At 57.9% G+C, this 19,801-nt stretch carries 12 protein-coding genes; 11 read left to right on the top strand and 1 reads right to left on the bottom strand.

What is annotated here, in order from left to right; all coding sequences use genetic code 11:
- Positions 1–18: 18 nt before the first annotated feature.
- Positions 19–1,368 (bottom strand): type VI secretion system baseplate subunit TssK, encoded by a 1,350-nt coding sequence (gene tssK, locus ABD05_RS17830; RefSeq protein ID WP_047901496.1) that lies wholly within the window; start codon positions 1,366–1,368, stop codon positions 19–21.
- A 574-nt stretch (positions 1,369–1,942) separates the two neighbouring features.
- Here tssK and tssB point away from each other — a divergent pair.
- From tssB to ABD05_RS17790, 11 genes are all read left to right on the top strand, one after another.
- Positions 1,943–2,455: a type VI secretion system contractile sheath small subunit gene (gene tssB / locus ABD05_RS17825; protein ID WP_047901495.1), complete on the top strand. Its 513-nt coding sequence runs from the start codon at positions 1,943–1,945 to the stop codon at positions 2,453–2,455.
- Between the two features lie 73 nt (positions 2,456–2,528).
- A complete protein-coding gene (tssC, locus tag ABD05_RS17820; RefSeq protein WP_047901494.1) occupies positions 2,529–4,079 on the top strand; it encodes a type VI secretion system contractile sheath large subunit in 1,551 nt (516 codons plus the stop codon).
- Between the two features lie 79 nt (positions 4,080–4,158).
- Positions 4,159–6,498 carry a type VI secretion system Vgr family protein gene (locus ABD05_RS17815; protein WP_047901493.1) on the top strand — a complete coding sequence of 780 codons (2,340 nt, stop codon included), beginning with the start codon at positions 4,159–4,161 and terminating at the stop codon, positions 6,496–6,498.
- Positions 6,499–6,506: 8 nt separating this feature from the next.
- A complete protein-coding gene (locus tag ABD05_RS17810; protein WP_238594155.1) occupies positions 6,507–9,293 on the top strand; it encodes a hypothetical protein in 2,787 nt (928 codons plus the stop codon).
- A gap of 8 nt (positions 9,294–9,301) precedes the next feature.
- Positions 9,302–10,225 carry a hypothetical protein gene (locus ABD05_RS37665; protein ID WP_148669110.1) on the top strand — a complete coding sequence of 308 codons (924 nt, stop codon included), beginning with the start codon at positions 9,302–9,304 and terminating at the stop codon, positions 10,223–10,225.
- 168 nt (positions 10,226–10,393) lie between these two features.
- Positions 10,394–12,805: a glycoside hydrolase family 108 protein gene (locus tag ABD05_RS17805; protein ID WP_202967908.1), complete on the top strand. Its 2,412-nt coding sequence runs from the start codon at positions 10,394–10,396 to the stop codon at positions 12,803–12,805.
- 21 nt (positions 12,806–12,826) lie between these two features.
- Positions 12,827–13,489: a hypothetical protein gene (locus tag ABD05_RS37660; RefSeq protein ID WP_148669109.1), complete on the top strand. Its 663-nt coding sequence runs from the start codon at positions 12,827–12,829 to the stop codon at positions 13,487–13,489.
- A 139-nt stretch (positions 13,490–13,628) separates the two neighbouring features.
- Complete coding sequence (locus ABD05_RS37655; RefSeq protein WP_148669108.1) at positions 13,629–14,423, top strand: hypothetical protein; 795 nt, start codon at positions 13,629–13,631, stop codon at positions 14,421–14,423.
- 75 nt (positions 14,424–14,498) lie between these two features.
- Positions 14,499–14,756: a PAAR domain-containing protein gene (locus tag ABD05_RS17800; protein WP_047901492.1), complete on the top strand. Its 258-nt coding sequence runs from the start codon at positions 14,499–14,501 to the stop codon at positions 14,754–14,756.
- 66 nt (positions 14,757–14,822) lie between these two features.
- Positions 14,823–15,998 (top strand): hypothetical protein, encoded by a 1,176-nt coding sequence (locus ABD05_RS17795; RefSeq protein WP_238594154.1) that lies wholly within the window; start codon positions 14,823–14,825, stop codon positions 15,996–15,998.
- A complete protein-coding gene (locus tag ABD05_RS17790; RefSeq protein ID WP_047901490.1) occupies positions 15,995–19,801 on the top strand; it encodes an ImcF-related family protein in 3,807 nt (1,268 codons plus the stop codon). Before ABD05_RS17795 ends, ABD05_RS17790 begins: the two co-directional genes overlap by 4 nt.

The raw sequence follows: 19,801 nt of genomic DNA, 5'->3' as shown, positions 1-19,801 counted from the left end.
TGGAGACGATGGCATTCATCAGCGCAGCACCGCATAGAGTTCGATCGACGCGTCCGGAATCGACGCGGGCAGATAGATCTGGCACGCGCGTGCGGCGAGCATCCGCGCATGCGCGGCGTCATGCGCATCGAGCGCGAAATAGTGGTTGTCCAGCCGGACCGGAATGGCACCGGGCACTCGCTGCACGGCCTTGAGCGGAATGCCGGCCACCGCGGAATTGACGATGTGCTCGACGTCGTCCGGCGCACCGATCTTGCACAGGCGCGGAAATTGTTCGACGAGCTCGAATGCCGGCAGCGCGGCGCTGACGGACAGGTACCAGTCCGCCGCGTCTTCGACGATGCGCTCGTCACGGAACTGGCCGGCCCAGGTTGTCGGCGTCGTGTGCGAAAGTCCGATCGACACGACCCGCGACGGGATGATCGCGTCCAGCAGATCGCGGATCAGCGATTCGAGCGTCGCGAAGACCTCATGTGCCGCGGCGTGATCGTAAGGCGGGATGTCGGTCAGCGACACGCGCGTCGAGAACGTGGTCAACGATCCTGCCAACTGGGCGAGTACCTGGTACAGGCGATCCGTGGGCTGCCCCGGATGCGACGCGAGGAAGCGCAGTTGCGGCCACGCTTGATGAATGCAGTGCAGGAGCCAGAAGAGCTGGACGTCGGCGACACCGTATTCGGCCACCTGCTCGATCCGCTCGCTGCGGCGCGCGCCGAGGAGCGCGCTTTTGGCGGCGAGGATATCCGCAAGCCGCCGGATGCGCTCGATATGCAGTGCATGACCCGACAGCGACAGGCAAGGCGGCACATATCCGCGATCGATCTGGAACTGGCCGCTCGTCGTGCGCGTCAGGCGGGCTATCGCGCATGTCGTATCGTCCGCGTGCGATTCATAGCCGTACAGCAACCGGACCGCGTGGCGCTCGGCGGCGATTTCGGATTCCGCCGCTCCGTTCAGGTCCGTCACCTTCACGAATTCGCGGTACGCGCGACGCGGGCGGGCCAGCGCCGTTTCGTCGAAACGGCAGTTGCTGCCGTTCGCATCGGGCAGCGCGAGCGCGGCGAGCACCTCGACGGTCTGGGTATCGGCGGGAATTTCGCTGATGAGGTCGCGAGCGGGCGGCAGCGCGTCGGCGACGGTCGTGTCGACCGGCGTGCCATCCGGGAAGCGTAGCCGCAGCCGCGTGAGCTTCAGGCGGCCGGAGGCCAGTGCCTCTTCGTCGACGTCGACGTTCAGCGTTCCCCAAGGCGATACGGCAATGGCCGACGCCAGTTGTTGCAGCGCGAACCCGTTCCAGCGGTCCTGCTGCTGGAAATGCTGCTGCGTAAGAATCAGCCCTTCATGCCAGAGCGGCTTTTCGATCCGCATGGTTTGGTCTATATCGATTAGGAATTATGAGGCGCCGATTCTATACGGTATTTTCTGATTTCGTATACCCCTGGATTGGGTGATTCTTTAACGAATGTGTCATTTGGATTGAGATATTTGAGTGATTTATTTTGAGATTGCGCGGGTGGATGGATTTTGCGGGTGAGGGAGTTTGGGTGCGTGGTTTTATTGGGATAGTGGAAATTTTCGAATTGGATATTTTTGTATAAAAATCAATGTTTTGGATTGATGGTTTTGCTATTTGAAATTGGTTTTGTATTCGGGCTGATCTCGACCCGGCGGGGCGGGTGGCTGGATTATTTATTCGGACTTGTCCTATTTTGTAAATTCCGCGTGTGGTTGGCGATCGATTTTTGGTTTTGGTGGTTTACTTCATGTGAAAGGGCATGATATTTTTTGCCGCCTGAATCGGATGTCGTGCCGCGAATATCCGATTCGGTCGTCCGTCAATATGTGTTGCGGGGTTGAGCAAAGGTGACGTGAACGACGGTGCACCAGCGGTTGCGGGTGCGCATCGCGGAGTCTTCAAGCTTCCTGAGATAAGGAGAACGAATTGGATAGCTTTCAGCGAGAGATCCCGAAGAGCCGGGTGTCGATCACCCTTGATCTGCATACCGGTGGGGCGCAAAAGAAGGTCGAGCTGCCGCTGAAGCTGCTGGTGGCCGGCGACTTCAGCGCCGGCCGCGAGCAGGCGCCGCTGGCCGAGCGGAAGAAAGTGAACATCGACAAGAACAACTTCGACGCCGTGCTGGCCGATTACGCGCCGGATCTCAGGATCGCCGCGGACAACACGCTGGCCGGCGACGGTTCGGAGCTGCCCGTCAACCTGTCGTTCCGATCGATCAAGGATTTCGAGCCCGAGCAGGTGGCGCGCCAGATTCCCGAGCTTCAGGCGCTGCTCGCGATGCGCAATCTGTTGCGCGACCTGAAATCGAACCTGCTCGACAACGGCACGTTCCGTCGGGAGTTCGAGAAGGTGCTGAAGGACGACCGCCTGTCCGCGAAGCTCCGTGGCGAACTCGCGCAGATCGCGACCGCCGCGACGCAGCCGGAAGGGCATGCGTGAACGACGCTGGGCAAAGCGCGCGTTCAGCGCATTCCGCAACATCGTAGCGATTCGATCGCAGACAGGACCCGAGATGAAATCCACTGAAACGCAGCAGACTGGCGCGACCGAGACCGTCGTGCTGGACGTCCCGCATGGGGATATCGACAGCGTCTATGCATCGCTGTGCAGCAAGATCAACCTGAAGCCCGTCAACGAAGCACGCCCGCTCGAGGCGTTCCGCGACAACGACATGCTGTCCGAGGCGTCGGCCGACGAGCGCATCGCGCGCGGAATGGGCGCGTTCCTCGAGCTCGTCGCGAAGGCGAGCCAGCCGGTCGACCGGCTGGACAAGTCGCTGCTCGACTTCCATATCGGCCAGATCGACCGGCAGATCGGCCGCCAGCTCGACGCGGTGATGCATGCGCCGGAATTTCAGGCGCTCGAAGCACGCTGGCGCGGCCTGAAGATGCTCGTGAGCCGTACCGATTTCCGCAAGAACGCGCGAATCGAGGTGCTGGACGTGTCGAAGGATGCGCTGCAGCGCGACTTCGAGGACACGCCTGAACTGATCCAGAGCGGCCTGTATCGCCTCACGTACATCGAGGAATACGACACGCCGGGCGGCCAGCCGATCAGCGCGATGATCAGCGACTTCGAGTTTGCGAATTCGCCGATGGATGTTGCGCTGCTGCGGAACATATCGAAGGTCGCCGCCGCCGCGCACATGCCGTTCATCGGCTCGGTCGGGCCGGCGTTCTTCGGCAAGCAGTCGATGGAGGAAGTGGCGGCGATCCAGGACATCGGCAATTACTTCGATCGCGCCGAATACATCAAGTGGAAGAGCTTCCGCGATACCGACGACGCGCGCTACGTCGGCCTGACGATGCCGCGCGTGCTCGGCCGCCTGCCGTACGGCAAGGATACGGCGCCGGTGCGGGCGTTCAACTACGAGGAAGCGGTCAAGGGCCCCGATCACAACAAGTATCTGTGGATGAACGCATCGTTTGCGTTCGCGGCGAACATGGTGCGCAGCTTCGTCAGCAACGGCTGGTGCGTGCAGATTCGCGGGCCGCAGGCGGGCGGGAAGGTCGAGGATCTGCCGGTCCACCTGTACGACCTCGGTACCGGCTATCAGCCGAAGATTCCGACCGAAGTGCTGATCCCGGAAACGCGAGAATTCGAATTCGCGAATCTCGGCTTCATCCCGTTGTCGTTCTACAAGAACCACGACTTCGCGTGCTTCTTCTCCGCGAGCTCGACGCAGAAGCCTGCGCTGTACGAGACGAAGGAAGCCACGGCGAACAGCCGCATCAACGCGCGGCTGCCGTACATCTTCCTGCTGTCGCGCATCGCGCACTACTTGAAGCTGATTCAGCGCGAAAACATCGGTACGACCAAGGATCGCCGTCTGCTCGAACTCGAACTGAACGGCTGGATCAAGGGGCTCGTGACCGAGATGAAGGATCCGGGCGACGAGTTGCAGGCGTCGCACCCGCTGCGCGATGCGAAGGTGACGGTCGAGGATATCGACGACAACCCGGGCTTCTTCCGGATCAAGCTGTTCATCGTGCCGCACTTCCAGGTCGAAGGGATGGACATCGGGCTGTCGCTCGTGTCGCAGATGCCGAAGGCCAAGAACTGATCAGGCGTTAGTTCCATGAGGCGCCCCCGGGGCGAAAGTCGCCCCGGCGTGCCGCATGCTCGCGCAACCGAGAGATTCCATGTCGATGATTCTGCCTTCGCAGGCTTATGAATTGAAACTGGCGCCACATCCGGCGCCGTTCTCGATCCTGACTTTCACCGGGCTGGACCGGATCAGCGAGCTGTACCGGTACGAGATCGAATTCACAAGCCCGGTCGCGGGCATTCCGATGGATCAGGTGCTGGGGCGACCGGCGAAGTTCATCGTCGATCCGGTCGATCCGGACATGGGGTATCTGCAGAAGATGTTCGGGGAGAACGCCGGACAGTTCAGCACGAAGCCGCCGGCATATACGGTGCACGGGATCATCACCCGGTTCGACGAGCTCGGGACGTCGGCTGATGAGACGCACTATCGAGTCGTGCTGGAGCCGACATTGGCGGATCTCGATCGCGGGGTGACCAGCCGGCTGTTTCAGAAGCAGTCGGTCGAAGAGATCGTGACCGATACGTTGCGGCATTACGGGTATCGCGCGGGCGTCGATTTTCAGTTCCAGTTGCGAGGCGAGTACAAGCGTCGCGAGTACGTGACGCAGTATCGAGAGACCACGTTCGCCTTCATCCGGCGTATCTGCGCCGAGGCAGGGATATGGTTCCGGTGGGAACAGAAGAAGGATCGCGCGGTGGTCGTGTTCGGCGACGATCTGGATGCCTATGCGCGCAAGCAGCGCACGGTTCCCTATCGTCGTGATTCGGGGCTGGAGAGCGTCGGGGCCGACGCGATCAAGATGCTTGGGCGTGAAATGCAGCGTGTGCCGGAAACGGTGCGATTGCATGACTACAACCATCGGCAGGCGGGGGTGTCGCTACTTGTCGAGGAAAACGCCGCGCGTGACGACAAGACGACGAACTCAGTCGATTATCGCTGGGGCGAACATTACGAGACGCCGGAGGAAGGCACGCGCGTAGCCCGGTTGCGGCACGAGGCTTATCTGGCCGGACAGATCATCTTCAAGGGGACGGGCAATCCATTCTGGCTCGAAGCCGGCGAGGTGATGCGGGTCGCGCCGAATCCGGTCGATGCGAAGCACGGGATTTTCGTGACGTCAGTCGAGTCGCACGGCGGGCGCAGCGAGGCGTATTGGGTGGCGTTCGAGGGGATTCCGTCGGATCGCGTGTGGCGTACGCCGATGGCGTTGGTTTCGCGGCCGGTGGTCGACGGGATCTTGCCGGCACGGATTACGTCGCCGGGGAATTACAAGTATGCGTATCTGACCGAGCAGGGCTGGTACGTGATCAAGCTGCCGTTCGATCTCGATGAATGGAGCCCGGGTGGAACGAGCCGCCCGGTGCGGTTTGCGAAACCGTATAGCGGCGACAACTATGGGCATCACTTTCCGCTGATCGATGGCGCGGAAGTGGCTATTGTCCATACGGACGGAGATCCGAATCGGCCGGTGATTATCGGCGCGATGCACGACAGCGTGCATCCGGATCTGGTCAACAACCTGAACCATACGCGGAACCTGATTCGTACTGCTGCGCGGAATGAGCTGCGGATGGAGGATAAGGAAAGCAACGAACACGTCCATCTGATCACGCCGTTCCGCGCGAGCCAACTGAATCTCGGCTTCATGGTGGATACCGATCGCAAGGCTCGCGGAACGGGTGCCGAACTTGCAACCGATGGACACGCGTCGATCAGGGCGGCAGACGGGGTGCTCGTATCGGCCGAGGCACAGCCAGGCGCGGCCGGCGAGCAGCTTGCCATGCAGAACGCGGACGCAACGTTCGCGCAGGCTGAAGAAATTTTGCGTTCGCTCAATGACGCCGCGAACGCGGCCAAGGCACTACAGGCTGAGGCTAACCAGCAACGCGTGCTGATCGAGCAAAAGCTTAGCCGCCTCCAGAAGCCAGTCATTGTTGCGAGCGCGCCAGAAGGTGTTGGCATCGCCAGTGGGCAGCACGTTCAGATCGCTGCACGCAAACAGATGTTCGTGACGGCCGGCGAAGGGCTCGACATCGGCGTGATGAAACGCATCACGGTGGCGGCCGGCGACGCGATTTCGTTCCTCGCCGCAAAGTTCGGAATCCGACTCTTCGCGGCAAAGGGCAAGGTACAGATTCAGGCACAAGGCGACGGTATGGAGCTGATGGCAATGCAGGACATGCTGATGAGCTCGTCGGACGGTGAAGTCACGATAACGGGCCGCAAGGGCGTCACGATTGGTGACGGCGCGGGCGCCTATATCAAGCTGGCAGGCGGAAAGATCATTCTCGGAAGCCCTGCCGGCGAGATCGAATTGAAAGGTAACCTGACCGTCAACGACGCCGCCGGCGGTAGTTTCAAATTCCCGACGTGGTCCACGGTGCCGCTCAACGACGTGAAGAACACATTGAATTTCGGATTTTCGGAGTAAACCCGACCATGGCGACCAAAGCCGCACCGAAGAAATCGCCGCCGCCGCCTGCCAAAGCCGGTTTGAAGCAATTGTCATTCGCGTTTCCGTTTTTGCGCAAAGGGCAAGGTCAGTCCGAGGCGTCCACTCGATTCACCAACGAGCACGATATTTATCGGTTGCTGGCCGAGAGTGAACCGTCCGGTACCTATCTCGCGAGCAGTAACGGCATGTGGCACGGCGGCATCCATGTCACGGAGGCCGGCGCCGGGCAGTCGCTGGACCTCGATGGGGGATTACGGTGCATCGCCGATGGCGTGTTGATCGCGTTTCGCGTCAATAAGGCCTATCCAGTCAGCGAGGTCGCAACGGCAGATGGCGGATCGCCGTACGAGGCACCGTATAGCACGACCTTTGCGCTGGTGCGGCACACGATGGAGTTCCCACGGGACACGAAGCTGACGTTTTACAGCCTATACATGCACCTGATGTCATGGGAAGACTACGCAAACTTCCCGAAGCGGGAAAAGCCGTCGTATTGGCCGCGGCAATGGCTGGTGACGCAGTATGCGCAGGACAAGCAAGCGTCTGGCCGAAGCGGGCAGGCTCCCGATCCGGCACAGCAGGGGCTGCGTATTCGCAAGACCCCGGGGGGGAGCCCCATCGCGATTCTGCCGCAAGGCGCCAACGTCGGCATCGGGAAGATTGAGACGAAGAACGGAAAGCCGTGGGGGCAGTTGATGGATCTTCGTGGGACATCACTGTATTCACAGAAAGCAGGTGAATATGTCGAACCGTCGAGTGCGATCGGCAAGTGGGTCTTTCTCGGCCAGGAAAACGGTGGTCCGGTCGCCGAAGAGACGGTTGAGGACTCTATATTTGATCGGGTTGTCGTGACGACTGGCCAAGGTGCGCCAGGTGATGCGTCCGGCATTCCAGTCAAGGCAGGGGACCTGATTGGGCATTTGGGGCGCTACGACTCGCTGAACCAGTGTAGTTCGGGAACCCGAATGGCACACATCGAAGTCTTCTGCGATGACAGCATCCAGCCGTTCCTCGAACAAGGACGTGCGTGGGTCAATCAACACAGTCCGAACAAGGAGGACTGGACTGCATTGGGCCTGCCATCCGAGCCGACGATCCTGCGGATCGCGCCGGGTACGGTGCTGTATCAACGTACTCAAGACAAGAAAAAATTTGTCCCTGGTGTTGACCCACAGTTGAGAAAGACGGACGCCGTTCAGATGTATTCGCTTGCTGAACTGGCGCGTGACCCGGATCGACGAGTTGCCGAGCCGCGACCGAATCCCGATCCGGGTTATCCCGTGAACTGGTGGCATGTTCACGGTGTGAATGCACAAGGTCAGCCGATTGACGGTTGGGTGTGCGACTTCAACCACGCGGGCGGCCAGGTGACCCGAGAGTTCGCACAGAAGTGGATTGATTTCGAGTGCCTGGCAGATACCCATGATCCGGCGCATACGATCTTTGCGACAACGCAGGGGTGGATTGATTATGCGAGCGGCGCCAATGTTGACGACCTTGCTTCACGTTCGAAGCTCAGTCCGTTGATGCTCAAGGTGTATGACGCTCTGTTTACGGCAGGAGATGGCAAGCGAGCGGCTGATGAATTATGCGCACTGTCTCGGACCGAGCGTGGTGGATATCCGTGGTTGATGCAGGCGGCGTCTCGGCTGATCGTCAAGCATGAAAGTGAGTGGGCGAATTCGTCGAAATGGAAGCAACTGATTGCGGAGTTGGAAAAGAAGACGGGATCCAGCCGTCAGAATGAGGAAGAACGAAAGCGAATCGAGAAGCTCGTGTGGTGGGATGAGGTGAGGGCCGGAGTAGCGGAATTTCCAGGATCGGAGGTTTTTCATATTCATCCTGTTGCGTTAGGGGGGAATTTTTTAAAAGGGGATGCTTGCGCCTGCGGATGTTGTCTTGGCAAGGTATTTAACCGCTACCGTTGGGTAAGACATCGGCGTCACTATCCGCCTCAGACATACTATGGCCCGGTTTTTGCGGGTACAAAGAAGTTGGATAAGTTCACGGGATGGGATGATCTCATTGCTAAGTCCAAGGCCACTGAGGACGAAAAGTCAATCGTAATCGCCATGTCGTCCAACGAAGGTAATATGGATGCTGTGCAGGCTTGGGATTGGCAGACATTCAGTGCCGGTGCCATGCAGAAGACCGTGACACCAGAAGGCTACGGAGAACTCCCACAACAGATCTGGGAATTTCAGAACGAAAATCCTAGTCTGTTCGAGGAAATTTTTGGCCGATGCGGATGGTCCGTTGTACAGGAAAAAGGTCCGAGGATTTACTATTCATCCAGTGATACCGGAAACAGGAAAATCACTGGGCAGGAACTCTATGACTTCATCAAGAAGGAGTTTCAAGAAGCGGACAGTGGATTCCCAAAGGAGTCGAAACCATTGGCTTCCATTGCGCACGCGATGATCAATGAGGAGTATCAGAAGAAGCAGGTTGTGGATTTCATTGGCCGTTTGCACATTGCCATCGCTAAGAAACCGAGTGGTTATAGTAATTCCGCAAGTGACTTCTTTTCATCCCAGTTAGGTCGCGCACTTGTTCTTGATCAAGACGTCAACGCACCCGGTAATGTCTCTGTAGATCTTGGAGCATCGATTAATACACTTCGGGCACGGCACACGGGATTGGGCACGGACCCGACGCAATGGGGTGACAACAGATCGCAGTATGAAGCCGAACTCATTCAGATCTATGGCCCATCACGCCATATGAACTCTGCTGTAGAACGTTACAACCACCTTCGCGGGATGCTGTAGGACTTCAAATGATTCGTAGATCCCTATATTTGTTCTTGGCAGTACTGTCTGCTTGCGTTCAGGCTCAGGTGAATGTGTCGGGTGAATCAAGTATTTTAGAGTATGCCAATCACGGGCACGACGCCTACCAATCGCTTCGCTTTAAGCGGCTAGATGGTACGATGTTTGCCCCTTTCGATGAGGGGTTGAGATTTTACGAGCCCGGTACGAACAGCCTGTCTCCGGACAAACAGTACTCGGTCGTGAATTTTTCTGCTGAAGGAGAGCTCGCTGATTCCAGTGGTGTGTCTGTGCGCTCCGAGTATCTATGTGCCTTCGTACGTATGAAGGACGGTTGCGTTGTACATGTGGCGCAAGATGCACTCTGTGGTGGAGAGTGGCAAGCGCCTCACCAGTGGTCCGTCAACATTGAGCCGATCTTCGATAATCCACCTAATGCAACCGACATCTATGCCGCTTATTCATCGAAACACAAAAACGGATACCAAACTTCACAGCCGCCAATCCTAGCATATCTGGCGGAAGGTACCACATTTGACAATCTGCTTGCGTGCGATCCACCACGTGCAGGTAACAGAAGTGCTTATTTGAAACTACTTGTCCAATTGCAGAGGGATGGAGACGCGGAAAACGCCGCTAAGTTGAAGAAGATCCTGACTAGCGGTCGGAATGGCAGACCTATCCACGTAGCACCAGTTGAGTCGGGTGCCTGGGTCGGACATGCAGTGATTTCAAAGAAGGCGTATCTATATGCAATGCCCGAGAAATCATCAGTTACTAGATCCTACCTTGTCCAAGGTGATTCAGTATTGGTGAATGAATCTGGCTTGTCGAAGGGGTTTGTGATGTCAAGGTATCGTCAGAAGAACGGAAATATTATCGAGCGATGGATTCGTTGTGAAGATGTGAATGCGTGCTCCACAGGTAATTGAAGCGTCGAGTCTTAATTTTCTGGGCAATATTTGCTTAAGGCGTACGATGCTCCATGGCGCTACCGCATACCTAGACGGCGGCAGCTTCAAATTTCCGTCGTGGTCCGAGGCGCCACTCAACGACGTGAAGAACGCCACGAACTTCGGATTCTCTGAATAAGCTCATCCATGCCAACCCAACCCGCACCGAAGAAGCCGGCCGCGCCAGCCAAGCTGAAGCTACTGCCGTTTGCGTTTCCGTTCCTGCGCAAGGGGCAGGGCCAGTCCAAGGCATCCGCGCAGTTCACCGATGAACACGCAATTTATCGACTGCTAGCCGAGCGTGAGCCGTCCGGGACCTATCTCGCGAGCAGTAACGGCATGTGGCATGGCGGCATCCATGTCACGGAGGCCGGCGCCGTGCAGTCGCTGGACCTCGATGGAGGATTGCGGTGCATCGCCGATGGCGTGTTGATCGCGTTTCGCGTCAATAAGGCCTATCCAGTCAGCGAGGTCGCAACGGCAGATGGCGGATCGCCGTACGAGGCACCGTATAGCACGACCTTTGCGCTGGTGCGGCACACGATGGAGTTCCCACGGGACACGAAGCTGACGTTTTACAGCCTATACATGCACCTGATGTCATGGGAAGACTACGCAAACTTCCCGAAGCGGGAAAAGCCGTCGTATTGGCCGCGGCAATGGCTGGTGACGCAGTATGCGCAGGACAAGCAAGCGTCTGGCCGAAGCGGGCAGGCTCCCGATCCGGCACAGCAGGGGCTGCGTATTCGCAAGACCCCGGGGGGGAGCCCCATCGCGATTCTGCCGCAAGGCGCCAACGTCGGCATCGGGAAGATTGAGACGAAGAACGGAAAGCCGTGGGGGCAGTTGATGGATCTTCGTGGGACATCACTGTATTCACAGAAAGCAGGTGAATATGTCGAACCGTCGAGTGCGATCGGCAAGTGGGTCTTTCTCGGCCAGGAAAACGGTGGTCCGGTCGCCGAAGAGACGGTTGAGGACTCTATATTTGATCGGGTTGTCGTGACGACTGGCCAAGGTGCGCCAGGTGATGCGTCCGGCATTCCAGTCAAGGCAGGGGACCTGATTGGGCATTTGGGGCGCTACGACTCGCTGAACCAGTGTAGTTCGGGAACCCGAATGGCACACATCGAAGTCTTCTGCGATGACAGCATCCAGCCGTTCCTCGAACAAGGACGTGCGTGGGTCAATCAACACAGTCCGAACAAGGAGGACTGGACTGCATTGGGCCTGCCATCCGAGCCGACGATCCTGCGGATCGCGCCGGGTACGGTGCTGTATCAACGTACTCAAGACAAGAAAAAATTTGTCCCTGGTGTTGACCCACAGTTGAGAAAGACGGACGCCGTTCAGATGTATTCGCTTGCTGAACTGGCGCGTGACCCGGATCGACGAGTTGCCGAGCCGCGACCGAATCCCGATCCGGGTTATCCCGTGAACTGGTGGCATGTTCACGGTGTGAATGCACAAGGTCAGCCGATTGACGGTTGGGTGTGCGACTTCAACCACGCGGGCGGCCAGGTGACCCGAGAGTTCGCACAGAAGTGGATTGATTTCGAGTGCCTGGCAGATACCCATGATCCGGCGCATACGATCTTTGCGACAACGCAGGGGTGGATTGATTATGCGAGCGGCGCCAATGTTGACGACCTTGCTTCGCGTTCGAAGCTCAGTCCGTTGATGCTCAAGGTGTATGACGCTCTGTTCACGGCAGGAGACGGCAAGCGAGCGGCTGATGAACTATGCACGCTGTCTCGGATCGAGCGTGGTGGATATCCATGGCTGATGCAGGCGGCGTCTCGGCTGATCATCAAGCACGAGAGCGAGTGGGCGAATCCGTCGAAATGGAAGCAGTTGATCGCCGAGTTGGAAAAGCAGACGGGGCCGAAGCTGCAGCATGAGGAAGAACAGAAGCGAATTGAGAAGTTGGCGTGGTGGGATGATGTGCAGGCTGGAGTAACAAGTTTCCCAGAGGCGAATGTCTATCACATCAATCCGATCGCGATCATCGCAAATTTTGCAGACGAGTGCGACTGCGCCAAAAAATTTAAAAAAATATCGCCAATTATCCTTCGTCATGAAGGGGGGTATTCGAATAGAAAGAACGACAAGGGTGGCGCAACTAATCACGGGATTGCGTGGAACACATGGCAGGCCTATGCAATGGAAGATCTTGGTGTTGAGCCTAGTCTCGAAAATCTTAAAAATATGACCGACGAACAGGCGGAGACGATATATTTGAAGAGATACTGGCAGCCAAAGGGGTTCTGTAAGTTCAAGGATATGCGTGTTGCATTGATGGTGTATGACTGGACAATTACATCTGGTGGTGCGGCTAAGCAGATTCAAAAATTAATTAATGAAAAATATAATGGTAATGTTGCCGTGGATGGCGGGATGGGAGAGCAAACCGTCTCGGCACTAAATAATGTCAATGACCAAGACACCCTTCTACAGGACATTGCTGAAATTCGCCGCCAATACTATACGAATCTGACTGTTAACGATTCAACGCAACTTGAAAATTTGAAGGGTTGGCTCAACCGTGTAAATGATTGACTCGGCGTGGAGATTTAGAGTATGGAGATGAGGTCGCTATTTTGGCTTTCGGCTGTTTTGATGATATTGAAGTCCGGGCTTGCATTTGCAAATGACCAATCGTTCTCTGGAAGTTGGTCATTCAAAGAGGTTGTCACGGGGCAAAGCAAGCCCTACTCCACGTTTGTCGTCAAAATTAATGAAGACGGGGCAGGGAATATTTCAGGGTCGTACTGCTTTATTACTCGGAATGGCAACAGAATAGATTGCAGTCCGGACGGGGAGCATAATATAAGTGGCCGTGCAGAAGATAGAAAAAATAAGGCACTTGTTAATTTTTACTCGTTTTTTGGTGCTACGGGTGGAGTCGCGGAGATTACGTTGGAAGGCGAGCGGCTGCTGTGGAAAGTTGTAAAGCAGCCGAAAGGAGGGGGTTACTATGGCCCGAATCGGGTTGAAATGCACAGGGATGATTTGTTGGGATATCGCGCCGGCGAACGAAAGGTTGTTGCGAAAAGAGCTTTTTTGTACGATTCCCCGTCGAAGTCGCAAGTGAGTCGCTCCTATGTAATCAAGGGCGATTCGGTGAGAATAATTAATGTATCCCCTGACTCAAGATTTTGGAAGATCGAATTTGTAACGGCTAATGGGCGTCATCTTGTTAAATGGATTGATTGCTCGGACATAGATTTTTGTGCCAAGTGATTGTGTGTGGATAAGTTGATGTTTTTTTAAAGATAATTAATTGAAGAGTCGTGGTTTGCGAAGGTGAGGTGCCGCGATGTGGTGAAGTGGTGAGGCGATCGGTGGCCATCTTGATGGATTAAATTATGATTATTTTGTGATGATTAAAGGTTTCATCTTTATGGTGATTGCGCTTGTAAGTGGTTCGGCGTTTTCGAAAGATTCGTGTTCTGATCTTCAAGGTAAGCAAATTTTTCCATCATTGAATACAAAGAGTGGAACGGTTTGCTTTGTTCGGGAGCCTATATTGGATGATAGGACTGGGGTGCCAATCGGTCTTGATGGAATTTCGTTGTATTCCAGTGCGCTTGGAGGTGTGCCGGTGGAAGCGAAAGGAAGAGGGCTACCTTATGACGACACTCCTGGTGAAATTGTCGATGCCTTTTCAATGAAAATTGGACCTGATCAACGAGAAAAAGTCTTTGTAATTCACTCTTTTGAAGTTCGGTACTCGCTTGTGGAGCCTAATTCGTCGGGTAAGTTTTACTCAGTTTCTGTTTTTGAACAAATCGGGGATATCTTGCGTCAAGATGAGCGCTCTACTGAATGGTTCGGGGTTGGTTACAGTTGGCTATCCGACGGTCAGAAACGAGTTTGGAAGTTTCCTTACCAATCGAGAAAAGATGTTCGGAAAGCGATAGATTCTCCTCTTGCCTTGTTGATGAGTTCGGCCGACAGTATTCCTGTCAGAGTGAAGTCGAAAACATATCTATTTGACGAGTCGAGTATCAGAGGAAAGACAAAAAAATATTTGATTGAAGGGGATCGAGCGGTGGTTGAAGAGGCTGGGGCTGGATGGTGCAAGATTAAGTATGAAGGGGGTGTGAAGCCAATAAGGATGTGGTTGATGTGTAGTGCGCTTGATGTTGAAGAACAAGCGAGGAGGATGAATTAGCGCTTGATTTTTGTGCGCGACGCGAATGGCACGACGAATTCCTGATTTTATGAAATTCATAGGGGAAAACGCGAAATGAAAAATCTCGCATACGAAGGCGATGCAACGAGCCACGGCGGAAAGATCCTGACCGGCTCGGACCGCATCAAGGTAAAGGGTCGCCGGGCCGCCCGTGTGGGTGACAAAGTCTCGTGTCCGATCCACGGCGACAACGAAATCGTCGAAGGCAGCGGCAGGATGAAGGATGGCACCACGCCGCTATCGCGCAATGGCGATCGCACGCGGTGTGGGGCGGCGCTCATTGCGTCGTCCACCGGAGCGCAGGTCAAGTAAGCGATGCCCGTCGATTTCAATCGCGTGCCGCCGCGAGTGGATGTGCCACCTCCGCCTCGAGCTTCGATGATCGTCTGGACGCCGCTGCTGGTGCTCGTCATGGGAGCCGGGGCCGGGCTGACGATCACGTTTTGGCCAACGGACCGCCCGACGAATACGCTTTGGTTCTGGCTCTGTGTCGTTGGTTATCCCTTCCTGGTCTGGGCTTTCCTGCTATTCGCGTGGCTCGCGTATGGCTACACCCGTCGCAATCAGGCGATCGCGACCAACCGCGTTAGTGATGAGGCCGAGCAGGCATGCCACGCAATGGCGAGCAGACCGCTCGCGATACTGGGCCATGCATGGTGCTTCTCTGCGAACGATTCGGAAAACTCGCTTGAAGGGATACTGACGGGAACTGAACTGGCGAAGCTTCGGCCGAGCGGCGCGGTCGCGGATAGTGACGTCAATGCACGTTGGCTCGACATCCCGGAGATGCATTTTCATCCGGGTAACGAACTCACTGAACATGCTCGGCATCATGCCGTGTGTACGTGGCTGCTCAAACGCTTGATAGACCGTCTCCTGCCGCAGCTTAATACGCTTCCACCGAGAACGACGCTTCAGATCGATCTTCATCATCGATCCAGGCTGAAATCCGAGGTTTTCGAGACCCGGCTACGGGAAGTGCTCACTGAACGAGTGCCTGCGTTGAAGGTGGACGTCACATCGGGTGAACAAACGATTTCGCTCTTCCGAACGGACGCGTGGCTGGACAATCGAGCTGTCGATACGGTCCACCTGCTGGTCGCCGTTGAGCTTCGCAATGCAATCAGTTCCGTCCTGTCCGATGGCGTTGCAGAGGTGGGTGTCGCATTGCTCGTCGGACACCCGCGCCTGGAGTCACCGGCCATGCCAGTCGGGTTGCGGTTGCATCGCCCCGCCAGGGGCTCGCTCGATACCGCCGCCCGGACGCTTGAGCTTGCCGCGCGCTGGGGACAAACCTCGCGCGACCGTCTGAGCACGGTGTGGACGCATGGCCTGACCGGCGACAGAGTAAGTGCAGTTCGGCAAGCCGCATCGTTTCCCGACGAGACGCGATGGATCTCGCTCGAGACGTCAGTGGGTGACTGTTCCGGCGCAGGGCCGTGGTTGGCTGTCGCCCTTGCTGCAGAAAGTGCCCGGACAACGGGCGACCCGCAACTAGTGCTGTGTGGCGAAGGTGAAGAACTGATCGCCCTCATGTGCAGAAAGCAGACATGAACGATAACAAGAACGACAACAAGACCCGGCCGGCGGGCCTTTTCATAGGCATCGCGGCAGTGATCGTCTTCATTGCGCTCGGTAGCGCGGTCTGGATGGAAGGGCCCCGTCACGGATGGTCGCGCGATACCCGGATCATCATCGAGCTTGTGCTGTTGGTGGGTTTGCTGATAGTGATCCTGTCGATCAAGTACTTCGAGTTTGTGCTGCTTTCGATTGCCTCGCTGAGAGCATCCCGTTGGTTTGCTCGTTACGATGCCGGAAAACGCGCAGCGTCCGTCGACCACAACGATCAGAGCGGTCCACCGGGGCCGGTCGACAGAGCTACGGCGCTGCGGAATCTCCTGCGTGACCGTCACGGCTGGCGTTGGCGCAATCGCGAACGATGGGTGCTAGTCGCCGGCGACCTGCCGCTGGTGAAGCGCTTGGCACCGGGACTTGCCGACACGGGGTACGTAATCAACGGCGATACGATCCTGCTGTACGCCAGGCAAACCCGCGACACGCTTGAGACGGAATGGCTCGATCAGATCCGCCGTCTGCGCCGGTATCGCCCGACCGACGCGATCGTTGCGGTAACACGCAACCGCAGTTCGGCGGACGTACCGTTCGACGTCGATGGCGTTCGCCGGCAACTCGCGCTTCACGCGCGTGCCCTGCGCTGGGCGGCGCCCGCATATCTGCTCGATGCCACCGATTTCGGCAGCATGACGTCGAGCCCGGATGAAGCAATCGGCTTTATCTGGTCGAACGTGTGCCTGAACGCAGACGGTATCGATTCGTCGCTGCAAGATCTCACCTACGACCTGGCGAGCACGGGAGTTGTACGCCTCACGAAAGACGCACGCGATCGCTATCCCGTCGAGTTGTCGCAGCATATTGCCAATCTGCGCTCTGCGTTGACGAGTCTCGTGCTGGAAGCTAACCAATCGCGTGCCTGGAAACATGGGGTTCACGGCCTACTGTTCGCGCCATTGTTCAAGGAGCGCGAACTCGAACCGCCGCTATCAAGCGATACGAGCGACGACGACTCGCCACTCGGTCCTCAACATCGAACGATCTGGCAAACCGTCGCCGATCACAGCCGCAAGGTTCATGGTCGCCGCGTCGGCTTTTCGCTGTCGACCACGGCAGCGTGGATGGCGACAGCCATGCTCGGCTGCTGGATTGCCGGCACGATGCTGTCCGGCTTCGTCAACCGCGCGACGATTGGAAGTGCGGCAGACACGGTCGTGAATATCAAGGAAGCCCAGGATCCGACACTGTCCCTGCAGACGCTTACCCATCTTGACCGACAGATCGACACGCTTGAAATCCACCAGCGCACCCGCGCACCGCTGAGTGCCCGCTTCGGCCTGAACCGCGACCACGCATTGCTCGATGCCCTCTGGCCGCACTATGCCGATGCGGCAAACCGGATTCTCGTCGGCCCGATTCGCCGGCAGCTCGAGGCGCGACTGCATCAACTGGCATCGTTGTCCGACGCGGAAATCGCCAGCGGCGGCGATGCTCAGGTACAGGCCGCATACGACACGCTCAAGACCTATCTGATGCTCGCGAAACCGGAGCGCGCGGTGGGGGCGTTCCTGACACCCCAACTCGTCGCGACGTCCATGCCGGCGCGCCCCGTCAATTCATCGTTGTCGCCAGGCAGGTGGGAGGACTTGCGGCAGCAAGCCATTACATTCTTCACGAACCATCTGGGACCCGGTGCGAAATCGACGGCTGCTGCGTTGGCAATCGTTCCGGACAGCACCTTGATCGCAGCGACTCGCCAGACTGTGATCGGCGTTCGGGGCATACAGAATTCGCGGGACGCGGTCTATCAGCAGATCCTCGACGAAGCGACGCCGAAGTACCCGCCGGTATCGCTTGCCACGCTGCTGGGTGACGCGGCATCCCAGGCCGGTGCAGGCGGCGCAACAAGCCGGGGTTTGTTCAACACGACCATGACCATACCGGGCGTATTTACGCGCGCAGCATGGGACGAACGGATCGCCAAGGCCATCGACGAAGCCGGCGAGCAACACGATGTGGCAAGCGACTGGGTGCTTTCCGACACCAAGGCCGAAGGCCAGTCCTCGTCGACACTAAAGGACGAACTGCGCCAACGCTATTTCGACGACTATGCGCGCGCCTGGGCACAGTTCCTCAACAGCGTGCGCTGGCAACCAGCACCGACGCTTTCCGCCACGGCCGATCAACTGACCTTGCTGGGCGATCCGCAACGTTCGCCGCTCGTCGCGCTGATGAACGCGATCGTCTATCAGGCTGGAACGGGAGCCAACACGCAGTCGCTGTCCGACACGCTGATCAGCAAGGCACAGCAGCTCGTCGGTGCCGACGAAAAGGATCCGTCGAAGCAGGTCAAGCCGCGGCTCGCGCCGCTGGCGGCTGCGTTCGGCCCGATCCTGCGCCTGACCGGCAGCGATCTCGTTTCCGGCGTGCCGGCCAACGGCAAAACCGCCGTCGCGCAAATGGCCGCGACCGGTGACCTGAGCCTCGCCCGTTATCTGGAGCGCATCACGGCCATGCGCCTGAAGACGTCGCAGATCGTCTCCAGCGCCGATCCGGATGCGGTCGCGCGACTGGCCGCCCAGTCGGTGTTGCAGGGCAAGACATCCGACATCGCCGACAGCCGCGACTATGCGAGCCGGGTTGCCGCGAGCCTCGGCGAGCAATGGTCCGGCTTCGGCGCACTGTTCCGGGCGCCGTTCGATCAGGCATGGCAGGTCATCGTGCAGCCGGCCGCGTCGAGCCTGAACGAGATCTGGCGCGCGGCGATCGTGGCCGACTGGAACAAGTCGTTCGGCGGCCGCTATCCGTTCGCGGATTCGGACAACGACGCGTCGTTGCCCGAAATGGCGCGCTTCATGCGGCCCGATGGCGGCGTGATCACGCAATTCGTGACGACACAGCTCGCCGGCGTCATCGAGCGGCAGGGCGACCGCTGGGTGCCCGCACAGGGCACCGATTCCGGTGCCCTGACGATCGATCCGGGCTTCCTGAGCGGATTGAACAAACTCACGCGCATTTCGACGGTGCTGTTCCCGTCCGGCGATGCACGCGTGCGCTACGAGTTGCAGGCGGTGCCGACACCGGGCGTCACCGACATGCGGTTCGTGTTGTCCGGCCGCGAATTGCACTACTTCAACCAGAAACAGGAATGGACGTCGTTCGAATGGCCTGGCCAGTCGCTCGAAAACCTGTCGCATATCGAATGGCAGACGGAGCAGGGTGGTTTGCGGACGGCGCTCGATTCGCAAGGGCGCTTCGGACTGGTTCGCCTGTTCGAGCGAGCGAAGGTCACGCAACAGGACAACGCACGCTACCTGCTGACCTGGACGCCGGATACGAGCCAGGGCATTCCGCTGAAGGTGCAACTGCGCAGCGAGGCGGGCGCCGGCCCGCTTGACGTTCTACAGTTGCGCAACTTCGTGCTGCCTGCACGGATTTTCATGACCGGGGCGGCAAGCGCCGGGCCGAAGGTGTCGACGGCCAGTCCGCCGCCGTTGCCGGCTGCCGCGATTGCCGCAGCCAGGCATGCTGCCGTGCCGTTGCCACCGGGGCTGCCGGGTGCGATGACATGGCCGGATGAGGCGATGCCGGTGGAGTCCAGGAAGGCGTCCCGTCAGACGACCGCGATAGCTGAAGCACGTCCGAGCGCGCCCGTCGAGAAACCACCAAAGAGCGATCCGCGGATGGCGGTGTCGTCGTTGGCGACGAATTCCGCATCTTCCGATGCCTCCACCAGACCGTTCGGACACGCCCTCCGTTTGCTGGGCGACGCATTTACGTTCTGA

The sequence above is a fragment of the Burkholderia pyrrocinia genome, assembly GCF_001028665.1.
GTDB classification, from domain to species: domain Bacteria; phylum Pseudomonadota; class Gammaproteobacteria; order Burkholderiales; family Burkholderiaceae; genus Burkholderia; species Burkholderia pyrrocinia.
The sequence above is the reverse complement of the archived record's forward strand: the minus strand, read 5'-3'. Positions and strand labels throughout refer to the sequence as shown.

Bases quoted from the DNA above. Each gene is read 5' to 3' on its own strand.
- tssK (WP_047901496.1), bottom strand. From the start codon at position 1,368: ATGCGGATCGAAAAGCCGCTCTGGCATGAAGGGCTGATTCTTACGCAG.
- tssC (WP_047901494.1), top strand. From the start codon at position 2,529: ATGAAATCCACTGAAACGCAGCAGACTGGCGCGACCGAGACCGTCGTG.
- ABD05_RS17815 (WP_047901493.1), top strand. From the start codon at position 4,159: ATGTCGATGATTCTGCCTTCGCAGGCTTATGAATTGAAACTGGCGCCA.
- ABD05_RS17810 (WP_238594155.1), top strand. From the start codon at position 6,507: ATGGCGACCAAAGCCGCACCGAAGAAATCGCCGCCGCCGCCTGCCAAA.
- ABD05_RS37665 (WP_148669110.1), top strand. From the start codon at position 9,302: ATGATTCGTAGATCCCTATATTTGTTCTTGGCAGTACTGTCTGCTTGC.
- ABD05_RS17805 (WP_202967908.1), top strand. From the start codon at position 10,394: ATGCCAACCCAACCCGCACCGAAGAAGCCGGCCGCGCCAGCCAAGCTG.
- ABD05_RS37660 (WP_148669109.1), top strand. From the start codon at position 12,827: ATGGAGATGAGGTCGCTATTTTGGCTTTCGGCTGTTTTGATGATATTG.
- ABD05_RS37655 (WP_148669108.1), top strand. From the start codon at position 13,629: ATGATTAAAGGTTTCATCTTTATGGTGATTGCGCTTGTAAGTGGTTCG.
- ABD05_RS17800 (WP_047901492.1), top strand. From the start codon at position 14,499: ATGAAAAATCTCGCATACGAAGGCGATGCAACGAGCCACGGCGGAAAG.
- ABD05_RS17795 (WP_238594154.1), top strand. From the start codon at position 14,823: ATGATCGTCTGGACGCCGCTGCTGGTGCTCGTCATGGGAGCCGGGGCC.
- ABD05_RS17790 (WP_047901490.1), top strand. From the start codon at position 15,995: ATGAACGATAACAAGAACGACAACAAGACCCGGCCGGCGGGCCTTTTC.